The sequence below is a fragment of the Pseudomonas sp. B21-053 genome (assembly GCF_026016365.1).
GTDB lineage: Bacteria > Pseudomonadota > Gammaproteobacteria > Pseudomonadales > Pseudomonadaceae > Aquipseudomonas > Aquipseudomonas nunensis.
Genome location: NZ_CP087205.1, coordinates 1,179,448 through 1,192,274 on the forward strand (window position 1 = coordinate 1,179,448; position 12,827 = coordinate 1,192,274).

General features: G+C 58.8%; 15 protein-coding genes. 10 read left to right on the forward strand and 5 right to left on the reverse strand.

Annotated features, from left to right (window positions below):
• The first annotated feature begins 134 nt into the window (after positions 1 to 134).
• From LOY68_RS05320 to LOY68_RS05335, 4 genes are all read left to right on the forward strand, one after another.
• Entirely contained in the window at positions 135 to 1,166 is a 1,032-nt protein-coding gene (locus tag LOY68_RS05320) for an amino acid ABC transporter substrate-binding protein (RefSeq protein WP_163908588.1), read from the forward strand.
• A gap of 65 nt (positions 1,167 to 1,231) precedes the next feature.
• Positions 1,232 to 2,413: an amino acid ABC transporter permease gene (locus tag LOY68_RS05325; protein ID WP_054049690.1), complete on the forward strand. Its 1,182-nt coding sequence runs from the start codon at positions 1,232 to 1,234 to the stop codon at positions 2,411 to 2,413.
• Between the two features lie 10 nt (positions 2,414 to 2,423).
• Complete coding sequence (locus LOY68_RS05330; RefSeq protein WP_265043393.1) at positions 2,424 to 3,521, forward strand: amino acid ABC transporter permease; 1,098 nt, start codon at positions 2,424 to 2,426, stop codon at positions 3,519 to 3,521.
• 10 nt (positions 3,522 to 3,531) lie between these two features.
• Complete coding sequence (locus LOY68_RS05335) at positions 3,532 to 4,296, forward strand: amino acid ABC transporter ATP-binding protein (protein WP_003171943.1); 765 nt, start codon at positions 3,532 to 3,534, stop codon at positions 4,294 to 4,296.
• Between the two features lie 58 nt (positions 4,297 to 4,354).
• Here LOY68_RS05335 and LOY68_RS05340 read toward each other — a convergent pair whose 3' ends face one another.
• Together LOY68_RS05340 and LOY68_RS05345 are read right to left on the reverse strand one after the other, a co-directional pair.
• Positions 4,355 to 4,837, reverse strand: a complete 483-nt coding sequence (locus LOY68_RS05340) for a type II toxin-antitoxin system MqsA family antitoxin (protein ID WP_265043435.1) — start codon at positions 4,835 to 4,837, stop codon at positions 4,355 to 4,357.
• On the reverse strand, positions 4,834 to 5,145 hold the full coding sequence (locus tag LOY68_RS05345; protein WP_163908592.1) for a type II toxin-antitoxin system MqsR family toxin: 312 nt from the start codon (positions 5,143 to 5,145) through the stop codon (positions 4,834 to 4,836). Before LOY68_RS05345 ends, LOY68_RS05340 begins: the two co-directional genes overlap by 4 nt.
• Positions 5,146 to 5,311: 166 nt before the next feature.
• Between LOY68_RS05345 and LOY68_RS05350 the strand changes: the two genes are divergently transcribed.
• The 5 genes from LOY68_RS05350 (at position 5,312) to LOY68_RS05370 (ending at position 9,219) form a co-directional block, all read left to right on the forward strand.
• Positions 5,312 to 5,971, forward strand: a complete 660-nt coding sequence (locus LOY68_RS05350; protein WP_265043437.1) for a FadR/GntR family transcriptional regulator — start codon at positions 5,312 to 5,314, stop codon at positions 5,969 to 5,971.
• A complete protein-coding gene (locus tag LOY68_RS05355) occupies positions 5,961 to 7,268 on the forward strand; it encodes a CynX/NimT family MFS transporter (RefSeq protein ID WP_265043439.1) in 1,308 nt (435 codons plus the stop codon). The genes LOY68_RS05350 and LOY68_RS05355 overlap by 11 nt, the downstream gene beginning before the upstream one ends.
• 111 nt (positions 7,269 to 7,379) lie before the next feature.
• Positions 7,380 to 7,850 (forward strand): nuclear transport factor 2 family protein, encoded by a 471-nt coding sequence (locus LOY68_RS05360; RefSeq protein ID WP_054616063.1) that lies wholly within the window; start codon positions 7,380 to 7,382, stop codon positions 7,848 to 7,850.
• A gap of 40 nt (positions 7,851 to 7,890) precedes the next feature.
• Positions 7,891 to 8,199, forward strand: a complete 309-nt coding sequence (locus tag LOY68_RS05365) for a GIY-YIG nuclease family protein (RefSeq protein ID WP_054049676.1) — start codon at positions 7,891 to 7,893, stop codon at positions 8,197 to 8,199.
• An 84-nt stretch (positions 8,200 to 8,283) separates the two neighbouring features.
• Positions 8,284 to 9,219, forward strand: coding sequence for a glutathione S-transferase family protein (locus LOY68_RS05370; protein ID WP_265043444.1), 936 nt, complete (start codon positions 8,284 to 8,286; stop codon positions 9,217 to 9,219).
• A gap of 114 nt (positions 9,220 to 9,333) precedes the next feature.
• On the opposite strand, the gene LOY68_RS05375 is transcribed toward LOY68_RS05370, so the two are convergent.
• Both LOY68_RS05375 and yejK read right to left on the reverse strand, forming a co-directional pair.
• The gene (locus LOY68_RS05375; RefSeq protein ID WP_265043446.1) at positions 9,334 to 9,684 is read right to left on the reverse strand and encodes a glutaredoxin family protein; all 351 of its coding nucleotides are present in this window, start codon (positions 9,682 to 9,684) and stop codon (positions 9,334 to 9,336) included.
• Positions 9,684 to 10,688, reverse strand: coding sequence for a nucleoid-associated protein YejK (yejK, locus tag LOY68_RS05380; RefSeq protein ID WP_054049670.1), 1,005 nt, complete (start codon positions 10,686 to 10,688; stop codon positions 9,684 to 9,686). Before yejK ends, LOY68_RS05375 begins: the two co-directional genes overlap by 1 nt.
• A gap of 486 nt (positions 10,689 to 11,174) precedes the next feature.
• Here yejK and LOY68_RS05385 point away from each other — a divergent pair, with 486 nt between their 5' ends.
• Complete coding sequence (locus LOY68_RS05385; RefSeq protein ID WP_007905514.1) at positions 11,175 to 11,456, forward strand: HU family DNA-binding protein; 282 nt, start codon at positions 11,175 to 11,177, stop codon at positions 11,454 to 11,456.
• A 201-nt stretch (positions 11,457 to 11,657) separates the two neighbouring features.
• On the opposite strand, the gene rlmF is transcribed toward LOY68_RS05385, so the two are convergent.
• Positions 11,658 to 12,677, reverse strand: a complete 1,020-nt coding sequence (gene rlmF, locus LOY68_RS05390) for a 23S rRNA (adenine(1618)-N(6))-methyltransferase RlmF (protein ID WP_163908603.1) — start codon at positions 12,675 to 12,677, stop codon at positions 11,658 to 11,660.
• Positions 12,678 to 12,827 lie beyond the last annotated feature (150 nt).

Below are 12,827 nucleotides of genomic sequence, written 5' to 3' on the forward strand. Positions count from 1 at the left end.
TTTCTCCTACTAGACTCATAGCTAAGGTCCTACGTCGGTTGACCCCAAAAAAAGCCAACACGGGTCAACAACGCCTCAAAAGGGTGCGACGGGACTCTCGCTCCGACACAACAAGAGCAAAACTGGAGGTTTGAATGAAAATGTTGAAATCCACCCTGGCTATCGTGACTGCAGCCGCAGTGCTCGGTGTCAGTGGGTTCGCTCAGGCGGGTGCAACCCTGGATGCAGTGCAGAAAAAAGGTTTCATTCAGTGCGGCGTGAGTGACGGTCTGCCGGGTTTCTCGGTTCCGGACGCCACCGGCAAGATCCTCGGGATCGACGCTGACGTCTGCCGCGCTGTGGCAGCCGCTGTTTTCGGCGACGCCACCAAGGTCAAGTTCAGCCAGTTGAACGCCAAGGAGCGTTTCACCGCGCTGCAGTCCGGCGAAATCGACATTCTTTCGCGTAACACCACAATGACCAGTTCCCGTGACGCGGGCATGGGCCTGAAATTCCCTGGCTTCATTACTTATTACGACGGCGTCGGCTTCCTGGCCAACAGCAAGCTGGGCGTGAAAAGTGCCAAGGAACTGGACGGTGCAACCATCTGCATTCAAGCCGGTACTACCACCGAGCTGAACGTTTCCGACTACTTCCGCGCCAACAACCTGAAATACACCCCGATCACTTTCGACACCTCCGATGAAAGCGCTAAATCGCTGGAATCCGGTCGTTGCGACGTGCTGACCTCCGACAAATCGCAGCTGTACGCACAGCGCAGCAAACTGGCCTCGCCAAAAGACTACGTGGTTCTGCCAGAAACCATCTCCAAAGAACCACTGGGTCCAGTCGTACGTAACGGCGACGACGAGTGGCTGGCGATCGTTCGCTGGGTTGGCTACGCACTGCTGAACACCGAAGAAGCCGGTATCTCTTCGAAAAACGTTCTGGCTGAAGCCAAGTCCACCAAGAACCCGGACGTTGCCCGTATGTTGGGTGCTGACGGCGAATACGGCAAAGACCTGAAGCTGCCGAAGGACTGGGTCGTCAAGATCGTTTCCCAAGTCGGTAACTACGGCGAAATCTTCGAGAAAAACCTCGGCAAAGGCACTCCGCTGGAAATCGACCGTGGCTTGAACGCCCTGTGGACCAACGGCGGCATTCAATACGCACCACCAGTGCGCTGATGGTTCTGTCACCCGGTGGGCCAACCACCGGGTGATGTTCTGTTCCATTATTTCCGGGGCACTTCATGCAAAAATCAATCGGCGCACCAAAGCAGAGGCTCAGCCTCAGCGATCCGAAAGTGCGTGCGTGGCTATTTCAGATCATCACGATTGTCGCGGTCGTCGCGATGGGCTGGTATCTGTTCGACAATACGCAAACCAACCTGCAACACCGGGGCATTACCTCCGGCTTCAGTTTTCTGGATCGCAGTGCCGGGTTCGGCATCGCTCAACACCTGATCGACTACACCGAATCGGACACATATGCCCGGGTGTTTGTCATCGGTCTGCTCAACACCCTGCTGGTGACTGTCATCGGCGTGGTCCTGGCAACCATCCTCGGCTTCATCGTCGGCGTGGCACGGCTGTCGCCGAACTGGATCATCAGCAAGCTGGCGACGGTTTACGTGGAAGTCTTCCGTAACATTCCGCCGCTGCTGCAAATCCTGTTCTGGTACTTCGCGGTGTTCCTGACCATGCCGGGGCCGCGTGCCAGCCATAACTTCGGCGACACCTTCTTCGTCAGCAGCCGTGGCCTGAACATGCCGGCCGCGCAAATGGCGGACGGGTTCTGGGCGTTCGTGGTCAGTGTCGTGGTGGCTATCGTCGCTATCGTGCTGATGGCGCGCTGGGCCAACAAGCGCTTCGAAGCGACCGGCGTACCGTTCCACAAGTTCTGGGTCGGCCTGGCGCTGTTCCTGGTGATCCCGGCGCTGTGCGCGCTGGTCTTCGGTGCTCCGCTGCATTGGGAATTGCCGAAGCTGCAAGGCTTCAACTTTGTCGGTGGCTGGGTGCTGATCCCGGAATTGCTGGCGTTGACCCTGGCCCTGACCGTGTACACCGCGGCGTTTATCGCCGAGATCGTGCGTTCGGGCATCAAGTCGGTCAGCCACGGCCAGACCGAAGCGGCGCGCTCTCTCGGGCTGCGCAACGGTCCGACCCTGCGCAAGGTGATCATCCCGCAAGCCCTGCGCGTGATCATCCCGCCACTGACCAGCCAATACCTGAACCTGGCGAAGAACTCCTCGCTGGCGGCCGGTATCGGTTATCCGGAAATGGTCTCGTTGTTTGCCGGTACGGTGCTGAACCAGACCGGGCAGGCGATCGAGGTGATTGCGATCACCATGAGCGTGTACCTGGCGATCAGTATCAGCATTTCCCTGCTGATGAACTGGTACAACAAGCGCATTGCGCTGATCGAGCGGTAAGGAAAAGCGCATGAGTACTCATACTTTCAAGCCTGACATGCCTCCACCGAGCAGTAGCATCGGTGTCGTGGCATGGATGCGCGCCAACATGTTCTCCAGCTGGATCAACACGCTGCTGACCCTGTTCGCGTTCTACCTGATTTACCTGGTGGTTCCACCGATCCTCAGTTGGGCGATCCTGGACGCCAACTGGGTCGGCACCACCCGCGCCGACTGCACCAAGGAAGGCGCCTGCTGGGTGTTCATCCAGCAGCGTTTTGGCCAGTTCATGTACGGCTACTACCCGGTGGACCTGCGCTGGCGCGTGGACCTGACCGTGTGGCTGGCGGTCATCGGCGTGGCACCGTTGTTCATCTCGCGCTTTCACCATAAAGCCGTGTATGGCCTGAGCTTCCTGGTGCTGTACCCGATCATTGCCTGGTGCCTGCTGCACGGCGGCGTCTTCGGCCTGACCCAGGTGGCGACCAGTCAATGGGGCGGCCTGATGCTGACCCTGGTGATCGCCACCGTCGGTATTGCCGGTGCGTTGCCGCTGGGGATCGTCCTGGCGCTGGGTCGTCGTTCCAACATGCCGGCGATTCGTGTGGTCTGCGTGACCTTCATCGAATTCTGGCGCGGCGTGCCGTTGATCACGGTGCTGTTCATGTCATCGGTAATGCTGCCGTTGTTCCTGCCTGAAGGCATGAACTTCGACAAACTGCTGCGGGCGTTGATCGGCGTGATCCTGTTCCAGTCGGCCTACGTGGCCGAAGTGGTGCGCGGTGGTCTGCAAGCGATCCCTAAAGGTCAGTACGAAGCGGCCGCAGCAATGGGCCTCGGTTACTGGCGCAGCATGGGCCTGGTGATTTTGCCGCAAGCCCTGAAGCTGGTGATCCCCGGCATCGTCAACACCTTCATTGCGCTGTTCAAGGACACGAGCCTGGTGATCATCATCGGCCTGTTCGACCTGCTCAACAGCGTCAAGCAAGCCGCCGCCGACCCGAAATGGTTGGGCATGGCGACCGAAGGCTATGTGTTCGCGGCCCTGGTGTTCTGGATTTTCTGTTTTGGTATGTCCCGCTACTCCATGCATTTGGAACGTAAGCTGGACACTGGCCACAAGCGTTAGGAGTTAAGTGATGAGCGAAGCGATCAAACAGCCTGTGAGCCCTGAAGGCATTATTCAGATGCAGGGTGTAAACAAGTGGTACGGCCAGTTCCACGTGTTGAAAGACATCAACCTGAACGTCAAGCAGGGCGAGCGTATCGTCCTGTGCGGCCCGTCGGGTTCCGGCAAATCCACCACCATTCGTTGCCTCAATCGCCTGGAAGAACACCAGCAGGGTCGCATCGTGGTCGATGGCGTGGAACTGACCAACGACCTCAAGCAGATCGAAGCGATCCGCCGTGAAGTCGGCATGGTGTTCCAGCACTTCAACCTGTTCCCGCACCTGACCATCCTGCAGAACTGCACGTTGGCGCCGATGTGGGTGCGCAAGATGCCGAAACGCAAGGCCGAAGAAATCGCCATGCACTACCTGGAGCGCGTACGCATTCCGGAGCAGGCGCATAAATTCCCGGGCCAACTGTCCGGCGGTCAGCAACAGCGTGTGGCGATTGCCCGTGCGCTGTGCATGAAACCGAAAATCATGCTGTTCGACGAACCGACTTCGGCACTCGACCCTGAGATGGTGAAAGAGGTGTTGGACACCATGATCGGCCTGGCCGAAGACGGCATGACCATGCTCTGCGTGACACACGAAATGGGCTTCGCTCGCACCGTGGCGAATCGCGTGATCTTCATGGACAAAGGCGAAATCGTTGAACAAGCGGCGCCGAACGACTTCTTCGATAATCCGCAGAATGATCGGACCAAGTTGTTCCTGAGCCAGATTTTGCATTGATGCAAGGCTGACTGGTAAGACAAACCCGGCCACGCGCCGGGTTTTTTATGTGCGTTGTTCAGGACACAGTGAGCGTTTCATGCTCTTTGTGAACGATGTCCTTGAAACCTCTCAAGTCTGCGCCTTCGCCCAAGCTTCGCGCGTCGGTGAGCAAATGCGGGTAGCGATCAAGCAAGCGCATCAGCACCATCAATGCCTTGGGGGGAAGCAGTTCGCCGCGTTCATAACGAGAAAACGCGTTGTGTCCGCCTCCGGACAACAGCAGAACCGCTTCTTTTTGCGACAGGTGCAGTTTGCGGCGGATACGCTTCATCTCGCTGCCAATCATTTGTCTGCCAGCAAGAACCAACTCGTCGCAGGCATCCGAATAGCGCTCCGAGCAGTCGGGGTCGAGTATGACCTCCCCGCATGCCTGGCACTCCCATCCAGACAAATCATCAACGCGGCGCTCCATGCCTTTCACGCTCATGGTTTCAGCGCGGCCTTCGAAGTGCCGCATGCCTTCAGGTGCCCCGCAACTGAAACATTGTTTGGTGTTCATGGGTTTTTCTCCTTGAAGGAGATCACCGGAGGTTCACTGCCTGAGCAATAAGTGACCTTGATGTAAATCTCCTGATCGTGCGAAGTGATGTGGTAAACGTCTTGCCAAACCCGATGATTGCTATAGGTCGTCATCGATTTGTACAACATCCTGCTGTGTAATTCGAAAATGACGTCCTGCATTTCCTCGAGGGTGAAACCCAGGTCTCTGCCGTTTCTGCGTGCGGTCATGGTGAAAGCGTTTTTTCCACGCCGCCTGACGTCCTCCTTGATCACCGCCAAGTTGTAGTGGGGTGTGTTCTTTTCCATAAGAAGCCGTAAACCCTATCCCTGAAATTACCCTTAAAGGGTAATTTTGACCAATCGAAAATCCCTCTGAATGTTGCTGCTTTGACGGTAGGCGGTTGCCGTCCTACACGGAGCTGACTAACATGTCAGAAAATTCATCCTATGATTGGATGAAAGGGCGAATCCCATGTCAGACATTTCTCCACTCGTTAAGCGATCCCTGGTCGATCAGGCCCTGGACCAGTTGCGCCTGCGCATTACCCAAGGCGTCTGGGCCGTCGGCCAGCGTTTACCCACCGAGCCGGAGCTGTCCGCCGAGCTCGGCATCAGCCGCAATACCGTGCGCGAAGCCATGCGCGTGTTGGCGTTTTCCGGGTTGATCGAAATCCGCCAGGGCGACGGCAGTTACCTGCGGGCGGTGATCGATCCGCTCGACACCATGAAAGCCTTGTCGCAATGCACGCATGAACAAGCCCGGGAAACCCGGCACATCCTGGAAGTCGAGGCCATTGGCCTGGCTGCGTTGCGCCGTACTGACGAAGACTTGGTCGCATTGCGCGAAGCCTTGGGCGTCAGCGGCAGTCATTACCACGGCGATCTCGACAGCTACATCGCCTGTGACCTGGTGTTCCACCGCCGTCTGGTGGACGCCGCGCACAACCCGACCCTCAGCGAGTTGTATCGCTATTTCTCGAGCATCGTCGGCGCGCAATTGCGCCAGAGCCTGAACATTTTCCCGCGACGCCAAGAGGTGTTCGATCTGCATATCGAGCTGCTGGATGCCGTCGAGCAACGCGACCCGGAACGGGCCAAAGCCCTGTCGAGGCAGTTGATCAATGAACCTTGAAACCGAGAAATCCATGCCTGCCAATCCCAGCAACCTCCCGCAACCCAAGCGCACGGCGGAGCTCGAAGAGCTGCTGATCGATGCCGAGGCCGATGACGAACAGGTCCAGCAAAGTCACCCGATTCTGCGACGACCATGGCTGTTGCTGCTGGGGCTGATCCTGGTGGCGCTGAACCTGCGCCCGGCGCTGTCGAGCATGGCGCCGATGCTCAGCGAGGTGTCGAAGACCCTCGGTTTATCGGCGGCCGAGGCCGGCTTGCTGACCACGTTGCCGGTGCTCTGCCTCGGTTTGTTCGCGCCACTGGCGCCGCTCCTGGCCCGGCGCTTTGGCGCTGAGCGCGTGGTGTTGGGGATTTTGCTGGTGTTGGCCGGCGGGATCATCCTGCGCAGTTCCTTCGGTGAAATCGGCCTGTTTGCCGGCAGTGTGTTGGCCGGGGCCAGCATCGGTGTGATTGGCGTGTTGCTGCCTGGCATCGTCAAACGCGACTTCCCGAAACAGGCCGGCACCATGACCGGCGTCTACACCATGGCCCTGTGCCTGGGCGCGGCGATGGCGGCGGGGGCGACCGTGCCGTTGAGTGAACATTTCGACAAGAGCTGGGTGCTGGGCCTGGGTTTCTGGGCGGTGCCGGCAGTGGTCGCGGCGATTTTCTGGTTGCCGCAAGTGGGGCAGAAACACGGCTCGCATAATGTTGCCTATCGGGTTCGCGGTCTGCTGCGTGATCCTTTGGCCTGGCAAGTGACGCTTTATATGGGCCTGCAATCGTCCCTGGCCTACATCGTGTTCGGCTGGTTGCCGTCGATCCTGATCGGCCGTGGACTGACGCCGACCCAGGCGGGTCTCGTACTCTCGGGTTCGGTAATCATCCAGTTGGCCAGCTCGTTGGCTGCGCCGTGGCTGGCAACGCGCGGCAAAGACCAGCGACTGGCGATTGTCATCGTCATGTTGCTGACCCTCGGCGGCTTGTTCGGTTGCCTCTACGCACCGATCGAAGGTCTGTGGGGCTGGGCAATCCTGCTGGGCCTGGGGCAGGGCGGCACGTTCAGTCTGGCGTTGACCTTGATCGTGTTGCGCTCGCGGGACTCCCACGTGGCCGCCAACCTGTCGAGCATGGCCCAGGGCTTCGGCTACACACTGGCGTCCATGGGGCCGTTTGCCGTCGGCATCGTGCACGACTTGACCGGCGGCTGGAATGCGCTGGGCTGGATCTTCGGCATCATCGGTCTCGGCGCGATCATCGCCGGCCTCGGCGCCGGGCGTTCGCTGTACGTTCAGGTGAACAGCGAAAAAGTCTGATTTTCGCACTGCTGGCATTCGGCCCACGAATGCCAGTGGCCTTGTGTGTATTTGCAGACTATCGTGCAGGCAATCTTTTGTAGCCATTTTGAAAATGCAGGGAGCCTGCCCATGAGCGATGCCCACAACGCCTTGATCACCCGTTTCTACCAGGCCTTCCAGCGCCTGGATGCCGAGGCGATGGCCGCTTGCTACACCGACGATGTGGTGTTCAGTGATCCGGCGTTCGGTGAGTTGCGCGGCCGCGATGCCGGTGACATGTGGCGCATGCTCACGACCCGTGCGAAAGACTTTTCCCTGACTTTCGATAATGTGCGCAGCGACGAGCGCACGGGCGGCGCCCACTGGGTGGCGACGTATCTGTTCAGCCAGACCGGCAACACCGTGGTCAACGACATCCAGGCGCGTTTTGTGTTTCGCGATGGCAAGATCTGCGAGCACCACGACAGCTTCGACCTGTGGCGCTGGTCGCGTCAGGCGCTGGGCACCAAAGGTCTGTTGTTGGGCTGGACGCCGCTGGTGCGCAACGCCGTTCGCGCCCAGGCCTTGAAGGGGCTGAAGGCATTCCAGGCCAGTCGCTGATAAGATCGCGGCTTGTTTCCTTTCAAGCCTTGATCGTCACATGAACACCCTGAGCGAATCTCCCGTCCTTGCCGTCGAACCGATGCCTGCCAGCAAACCCTGGTTCGTCTACCTCGTTCGCGCGGCCAATGGTTCGCTCTATTGCGGGATCAGCGACGATCCGGTGCGCCGCTTTGCCAAGCACCAAAGCGGCAAGGGCGCGCGGTTTTTCCTTTCCAGCCCGGCCATGGCGCTGGTCTACACCGAAGTCTGTCGCGATAAAAGTGAAGCGCTGCGCCAGGAACGGTTGATCAAGAAGCTCAAGAAAAGCGCCAAGGAATGCCTGGTGCTGACTTATCAATCTGACTGATAAGTTCCCATCAGGCGCAGCCGTAGGCCGCCCGCCGATTGCGCGCTAAGCTGCCAGCTCCTTATCCGAGCGGCGGAGCCGAGCATGTCAGAGCTGATTCTTCACAACTACCCGACGTCCCCCTTCGCCGAAAAGGCCCGCTTGCTGCTGGGCTTCAAAGGGCTGTCGTGGCGCTCGGTGAAGATCTCGCCGGTGATGCCGAAACCTGACCTGACGGCGCTGACCGGTGGCTACCGCAAGACGCCGGTGTTGCAGATCGGTGCCGATATTTATTGCGATACCGCATTGATCGCCCGGCGTCTGGAGCAGGAAAAAGCCTTGCCGGCGTTCTTCCCGGAAGGTCAGGAAATGATCGCTGCGACCTTCGCGACTTGGGTGGATTCGGTGGTGTTTCAGCATGCGGTGAGCCTGGTGTTCCAGCCGGAATCAGTCGCGGTGCGCTTCGGCAAGTTGCCGCCGGAAGCGATCAAGGCATTCTTGGCCGATCGCGCCGGGTTGTTCAGCGGTGGCAGTGCGACGAAGTTGTCGGCGGAACAGGCGTTGCACCAGTGGCCGACGATCATGGGGCGCCTCGAATTGCAGCTTCAACGTGAGCAGGGTGATTTCCTGTTCGGCGAGCCATCGATTGCCGATTTTTCCCTGGCGCATTGTTTGTGGTTTCTCAAGGCAACGCCTGTCACTGCGCCGTTGGTTGATGCGTATCCGGCGGTGTCTGCGTGGTTCGGGCGAGTGATGGGGTTTGGTCATGGCGCGTTCAGCGAGATGACCGCCGAAGAGGCACTGGAGGTGTCGCGCAATGCCACGCCCGCTGCGTTGCCGGATGAAGCGTTCGACGAGCCTAACGGTTTTGAGGCGGGGCAGCAGGTGGTGATTGCGGCGACCGATTATGGCTGCGACCCGGTGGCCGGTGAGCTGGTGTTTGCGGGGCGTGAGGAATTGATTTTGCGGCGTGAGGATGAGCGTGCGGGTGTGGTGCATGTGCACTTTCCGCGATTTGGGTTCCGTATCGAGGCTCAGTGATATCTGTAGGAGCGAGCGGTGCGGCGATCCGACTTGCCCGCGAAGCTTTTAGCGCCAGTGAGGACGCCTTCGCGGGCAAGCCTCGCTCCTACAGGTTTGATGTGAAGCAATGATTTATTTCAATGCGGCGAGGATTTCATCCGGGTCATACCCGCGAATCAGCGTCCCGTTCACATCGATCAACGGTATCCCGCGCCCGCCCAGCGCTTCATAGGCCTTGCGCGCCTCGGCATTCTTCTCGATATCGAATTCCTTGTACGGAATGCCTTTCTGGTCGAGAAAGCGCCGGGTCAGCTTGCAGTAGCCGCACCAGTCGGTGGCGTAGAGCACGACATTGGCCTTTGCCTGGGTCTGCTCGGACACCACCTGCGCCGGGTGGAGGTAGCGCTCGATCTTGCCCCAGTTCTGGTAAACCACGACCACCAGCAGGATCAGCAGGAATTTCTTCAGGATGCCGTTGAGCATCAGTTGCGTCGCTTGAGCTGGTCAGTGAGCTGGGTCGGCAAGCCCTTGATGATCAGCGTGCCGGCTTCTTCGTCGTATTCGATCTTCGAGCCCAGCAGGTGCGCTTCGAAGCTGATGGACAGGCCTTCGGCGCGCCCGGTAAAGCGGCGGAACTGGTTGAGGGTGCGCTTATCCGCCGGAATCTCCGGGGAGAGGCCGTAATCCTTGTTGCGGATGTGATCGTAGAACGCCTTCGGCCGTTCTTCGTCGATCAGCTCGGAGAGTTCTTCCAGGCCCATCGGCTCGCCGAGTTTGGCTTGGCTGCTGGCGTAATCCACCAGGGTCTTGGTCTTCTCGCGAGCGGATTCTTCCGGCAAATCTTCGCTTTCGACGAAATCGCTGAAGGCCTTGAGCAGAGTGCGGGTTTCGCCGGGGCCGTCGACACCTTCCTGGCAGCCAATGAAGTCGCGGAAATACTCCGAAACCTTTTTCCCGTTCTTGCCTTTGATAAAGGAAATGTACTGCTTGGACTGCTTGTTGTTCTGCCACTCGGACACGTTGATCCGCGCCGCGAGGTGCAACTGGCCGAGGTCCAGGTGACGCGAGGCGGTCACGTCGAGTTCTTCGGTCACGGCAACGCCTTCACTGTGGTGCAGGAGCGCGATGGCCAGATAATCGGTCATGCCCTGCTGGTAATGCGCGAAGAGCACGTGACCGCCCACAGAGAGGTTCGACTCTTCCATCAGCTTTTGCAGGTGTTCCACCGCCACACGGCTGAACGCCGTGAAATCCTTGCCGCCGTCGAGGTATTCCTTCAGCCAGCCGCTGAACGGATGCGCCCCGGACTCGGCATGGAAGAAACCCCAGGCCTTGCCTTGTTTGGCGTTGTAGCTCTCGTTGAGGTCGGCAAGCATGTTCTCGATGGCTGTGGACTCCGCCAATTCGGAGTCGCGAGCGTGGAGAACTGCAGGTGTGCCGTCGGGTTTTTTGTCGATCAGGTGGACGATGCAATGACGGATCGGCATGGGCTTCTCGGCTGATTGAAGAGAGGAGGGCGTGCTCCCCCAAAAAGTGCCAAGTGTACCGCAACCAAGCCGGCACGCCCCCCTTTGTAGGAGCTGCCGAAGGCTGCGATCTTTTGATCTTGTTTCTAAAATCAAAGTCAAAAGATCGAAGCCTTCGGCAGCTCCTGTAGGGGTGGGAGGGCAAAAACGCCGGTGTAGAACGGCCCTTATGCAGTTTTTTCCCGGTTTAGAGCAATAAAGCTGACCAAATGGGTAGCTAGAGGCGGATATTTCCCCGTCTCTGTGCTAGTTTTGCCCGGTCTTACGCGAAGTCACTGCGTTAAGCGTGCATTCAGCATTTGTCAGGTCGAACCAAACCCTGATTTCGGTATCTATTACCCCGACTCGTCGCGGTTATGGCCGAGGGTGCCAGATCCAGAAGATCGGGCTCGATGGCTGACACTGCACTCTGCAATCCATATGAATTTGATAGGGAAGGAACACTACATGGCTCTTACTAAAGACCAACTGATCGCCGACATCGCTGAAGCTATCGACGCGCCAAAAACCACCGCGCGTAACGCTCTGGACCAACTGGGCCAAATCGTTGCCGATCAGCTGGAAAACGGCGGCGAAATCACTCTGCCAGGTATCGGCAAACTGAAAGTGACCGAGCGTCCTGCCCGTACCGGCCGTAACCCTTCGACTGGCGCTGCCATCGAAATCGCTGCCAAGAAAGTTATCAAGCTGGTTGTGGCCAAAGGCCTGACCGACGCTGTTAACAAGTAAGACGCAGTAACAAAAAGCCGTGCTCCGGAGCAATCCGGGCACGGCTTTTTTGTGTCTGTGATTTGGTCTTTCAGACACCTCGAAACCAATGTGGGAGCGGGCTTGCTCGCGAAAGCGGTGAATCAGTCACCATTTAAGTTGACTGGCACACTGCATTCGCGAGCAAGCCCGCTCCCACATTTTTTGATCTGTATCTATCAGTTACTTGCGAACCCAGCGCTCGCGCCACACTTGCTGTTCGGACTTGGTCTGGAAGGTCCAGGCCACGAAGCGGCTTTGCTTCTGCCCCTGGGACATTTCCACGACCTGGCTTTCCAGCACGCCAGCCTTTTTCAGTGCAGTCTGGATCGCCGGCAAGTTCGAGGCTTTCGACACCAGGGTGCTGAACCACAACACTTTGTGCTGGAAGCTCGCGCTCTCGGCGATCAGTTGCGTCACAAAACGCGCTTCGCCGCCTTCACACCACAATTCTGCCGATTGCCCGCCAAAGTTCAGCACTGGCAGTTTGCGTTTCGGGTCGGCTCGGCCCAAGGCGCGCCATTTGCGCTCGCTGCCCTTGGTCGCTTCGTCCATCGAGGCGTGGAACGGCGGGTTGCACATGGTCAGGTCAAAGCGTTCACCCGGTTCCAGCAGGCCCAGCAGAATGTGCTTGGGATTGCTCTGCTGGCGCAATTGGATAGCCTTGTTCAGTCCGTTGGACTGGACGATGGCTTTGGCGGCGGCCACGGCGGTCGGATCGATTTCCGAACCGAGGAAGTGCCAGCGGTAATCGCTGTAGCCGATCAGCGGATAAACGCAGTTGGCGCCCATGCCGATGTCGAGCACCTTGACCGGTGCACCGCGCGGGATTTCGCCGTCGTTGACGCTGGCCAGCAGGTCAGCCAGGAAGTGCACGTAGTCGGCACGCCCCGGAACCGGCGGGCACAGGTAATCAGCCGGAATATCCCAGTGAGCCACGCCGTAGAACGACTTGAGCAACGCCCGGTTGAACACCCGCACCGCGTCGGGGCTGGCGAAGTCGATGCTTTCCTTGCCGTACGGGTTGAGGATCACAAACTTCGCCAGTTCCGGCGTGCTTTTGATCAGCTCCGGGAAGTCGTAGCGACCCTGGTGGCGGTTGCGCGGGTGCAGGCTGGCCTTCGGACGTGGTTCCACGGCTTTGGCCGGGGTGGCGGAGTCAGGCTTCTTGCGCGCAGGGCGGGGTGTGCGGGGGGCGTTCATGGGTGTGATCGATTCGGGTATGGCTGAAAGTGGGGGCATTGTCCCACATTAGCTCCCCGATGACGCATATCCCCTGTAGGAGCTGTCGAGTGAAACGAGGCTGCGATCTTTTGACTTTGCTTTTTAAAAACAAAATCAAAAGATCGCAGC

Bases quoted from the DNA above. Each gene is read 5' to 3' on its own strand.
- yejK (WP_054049670.1), bottom strand. From the start codon at position 10,688: ATGCCGATCCGTCATTGCATCGTCCACCTGATCGACAAAAAACCCGAC.
- LOY68_RS05325 (WP_054049690.1), top strand. From the start codon at position 1,232: ATGCAAAAATCAATCGGCGCACCAAAGCAGAGGCTCAGCCTCAGCGAT.
- LOY68_RS05320 (WP_163908588.1), top strand. From the start codon at position 135: ATGAAAATGTTGAAATCCACCCTGGCTATCGTGACTGCAGCCGCAGTG.
- LOY68_RS05355 (WP_265043439.1), top strand. From the start codon at position 5,961: ATGAACCTTGAAACCGAGAAATCCATGCCTGCCAATCCCAGCAACCTC.
- LOY68_RS05340 (WP_265043435.1), bottom strand. From the start codon at position 4,837: ATGAACACCAAACAATGTTTCAGTTGCGGGGCACCTGAAGGCATGCGG.
- LOY68_RS05335 (WP_003171943.1), top strand. From the start codon at position 3,532: ATGAGCGAAGCGATCAAACAGCCTGTGAGCCCTGAAGGCATTATTCAG.
- LOY68_RS05375 (WP_265043446.1), bottom strand. From the start codon at position 9,684: ATGCTCAACGGCATCCTGAAGAAATTCCTGCTGATCCTGCTGGTGGTC.
- LOY68_RS05350 (WP_265043437.1), top strand. From the start codon at position 5,312: ATGTCAGACATTTCTCCACTCGTTAAGCGATCCCTGGTCGATCAGGCC.
- LOY68_RS05330 (WP_265043393.1), top strand. From the start codon at position 2,424: ATGAGTACTCATACTTTCAAGCCTGACATGCCTCCACCGAGCAGTAGC.
- LOY68_RS05370 (WP_265043444.1), top strand. From the start codon at position 8,284: ATGTCAGAGCTGATTCTTCACAACTACCCGACGTCCCCCTTCGCCGAA.
- rlmF (WP_163908603.1), bottom strand. From the start codon at position 12,677: ATGAACGCCCCCCGCACACCCCGCCCTGCGCGCAAGAAGCCTGACTCC.
- LOY68_RS05345 (WP_163908592.1), bottom strand. From the start codon at position 5,145: ATGGAAAAGAACACACCCCACTACAACTTGGCGGTGATCAAGGAGGAC.
- LOY68_RS05360 (WP_054616063.1), top strand. From the start codon at position 7,380: ATGAGCGATGCCCACAACGCCTTGATCACCCGTTTCTACCAGGCCTTC.
- LOY68_RS05385 (WP_007905514.1), top strand. From the start codon at position 11,175: ATGGCTCTTACTAAAGACCAACTGATCGCCGACATCGCTGAAGCTATC.
- LOY68_RS05365 (WP_054049676.1), top strand. From the start codon at position 7,891: ATGAACACCCTGAGCGAATCTCCCGTCCTTGCCGTCGAACCGATGCCT.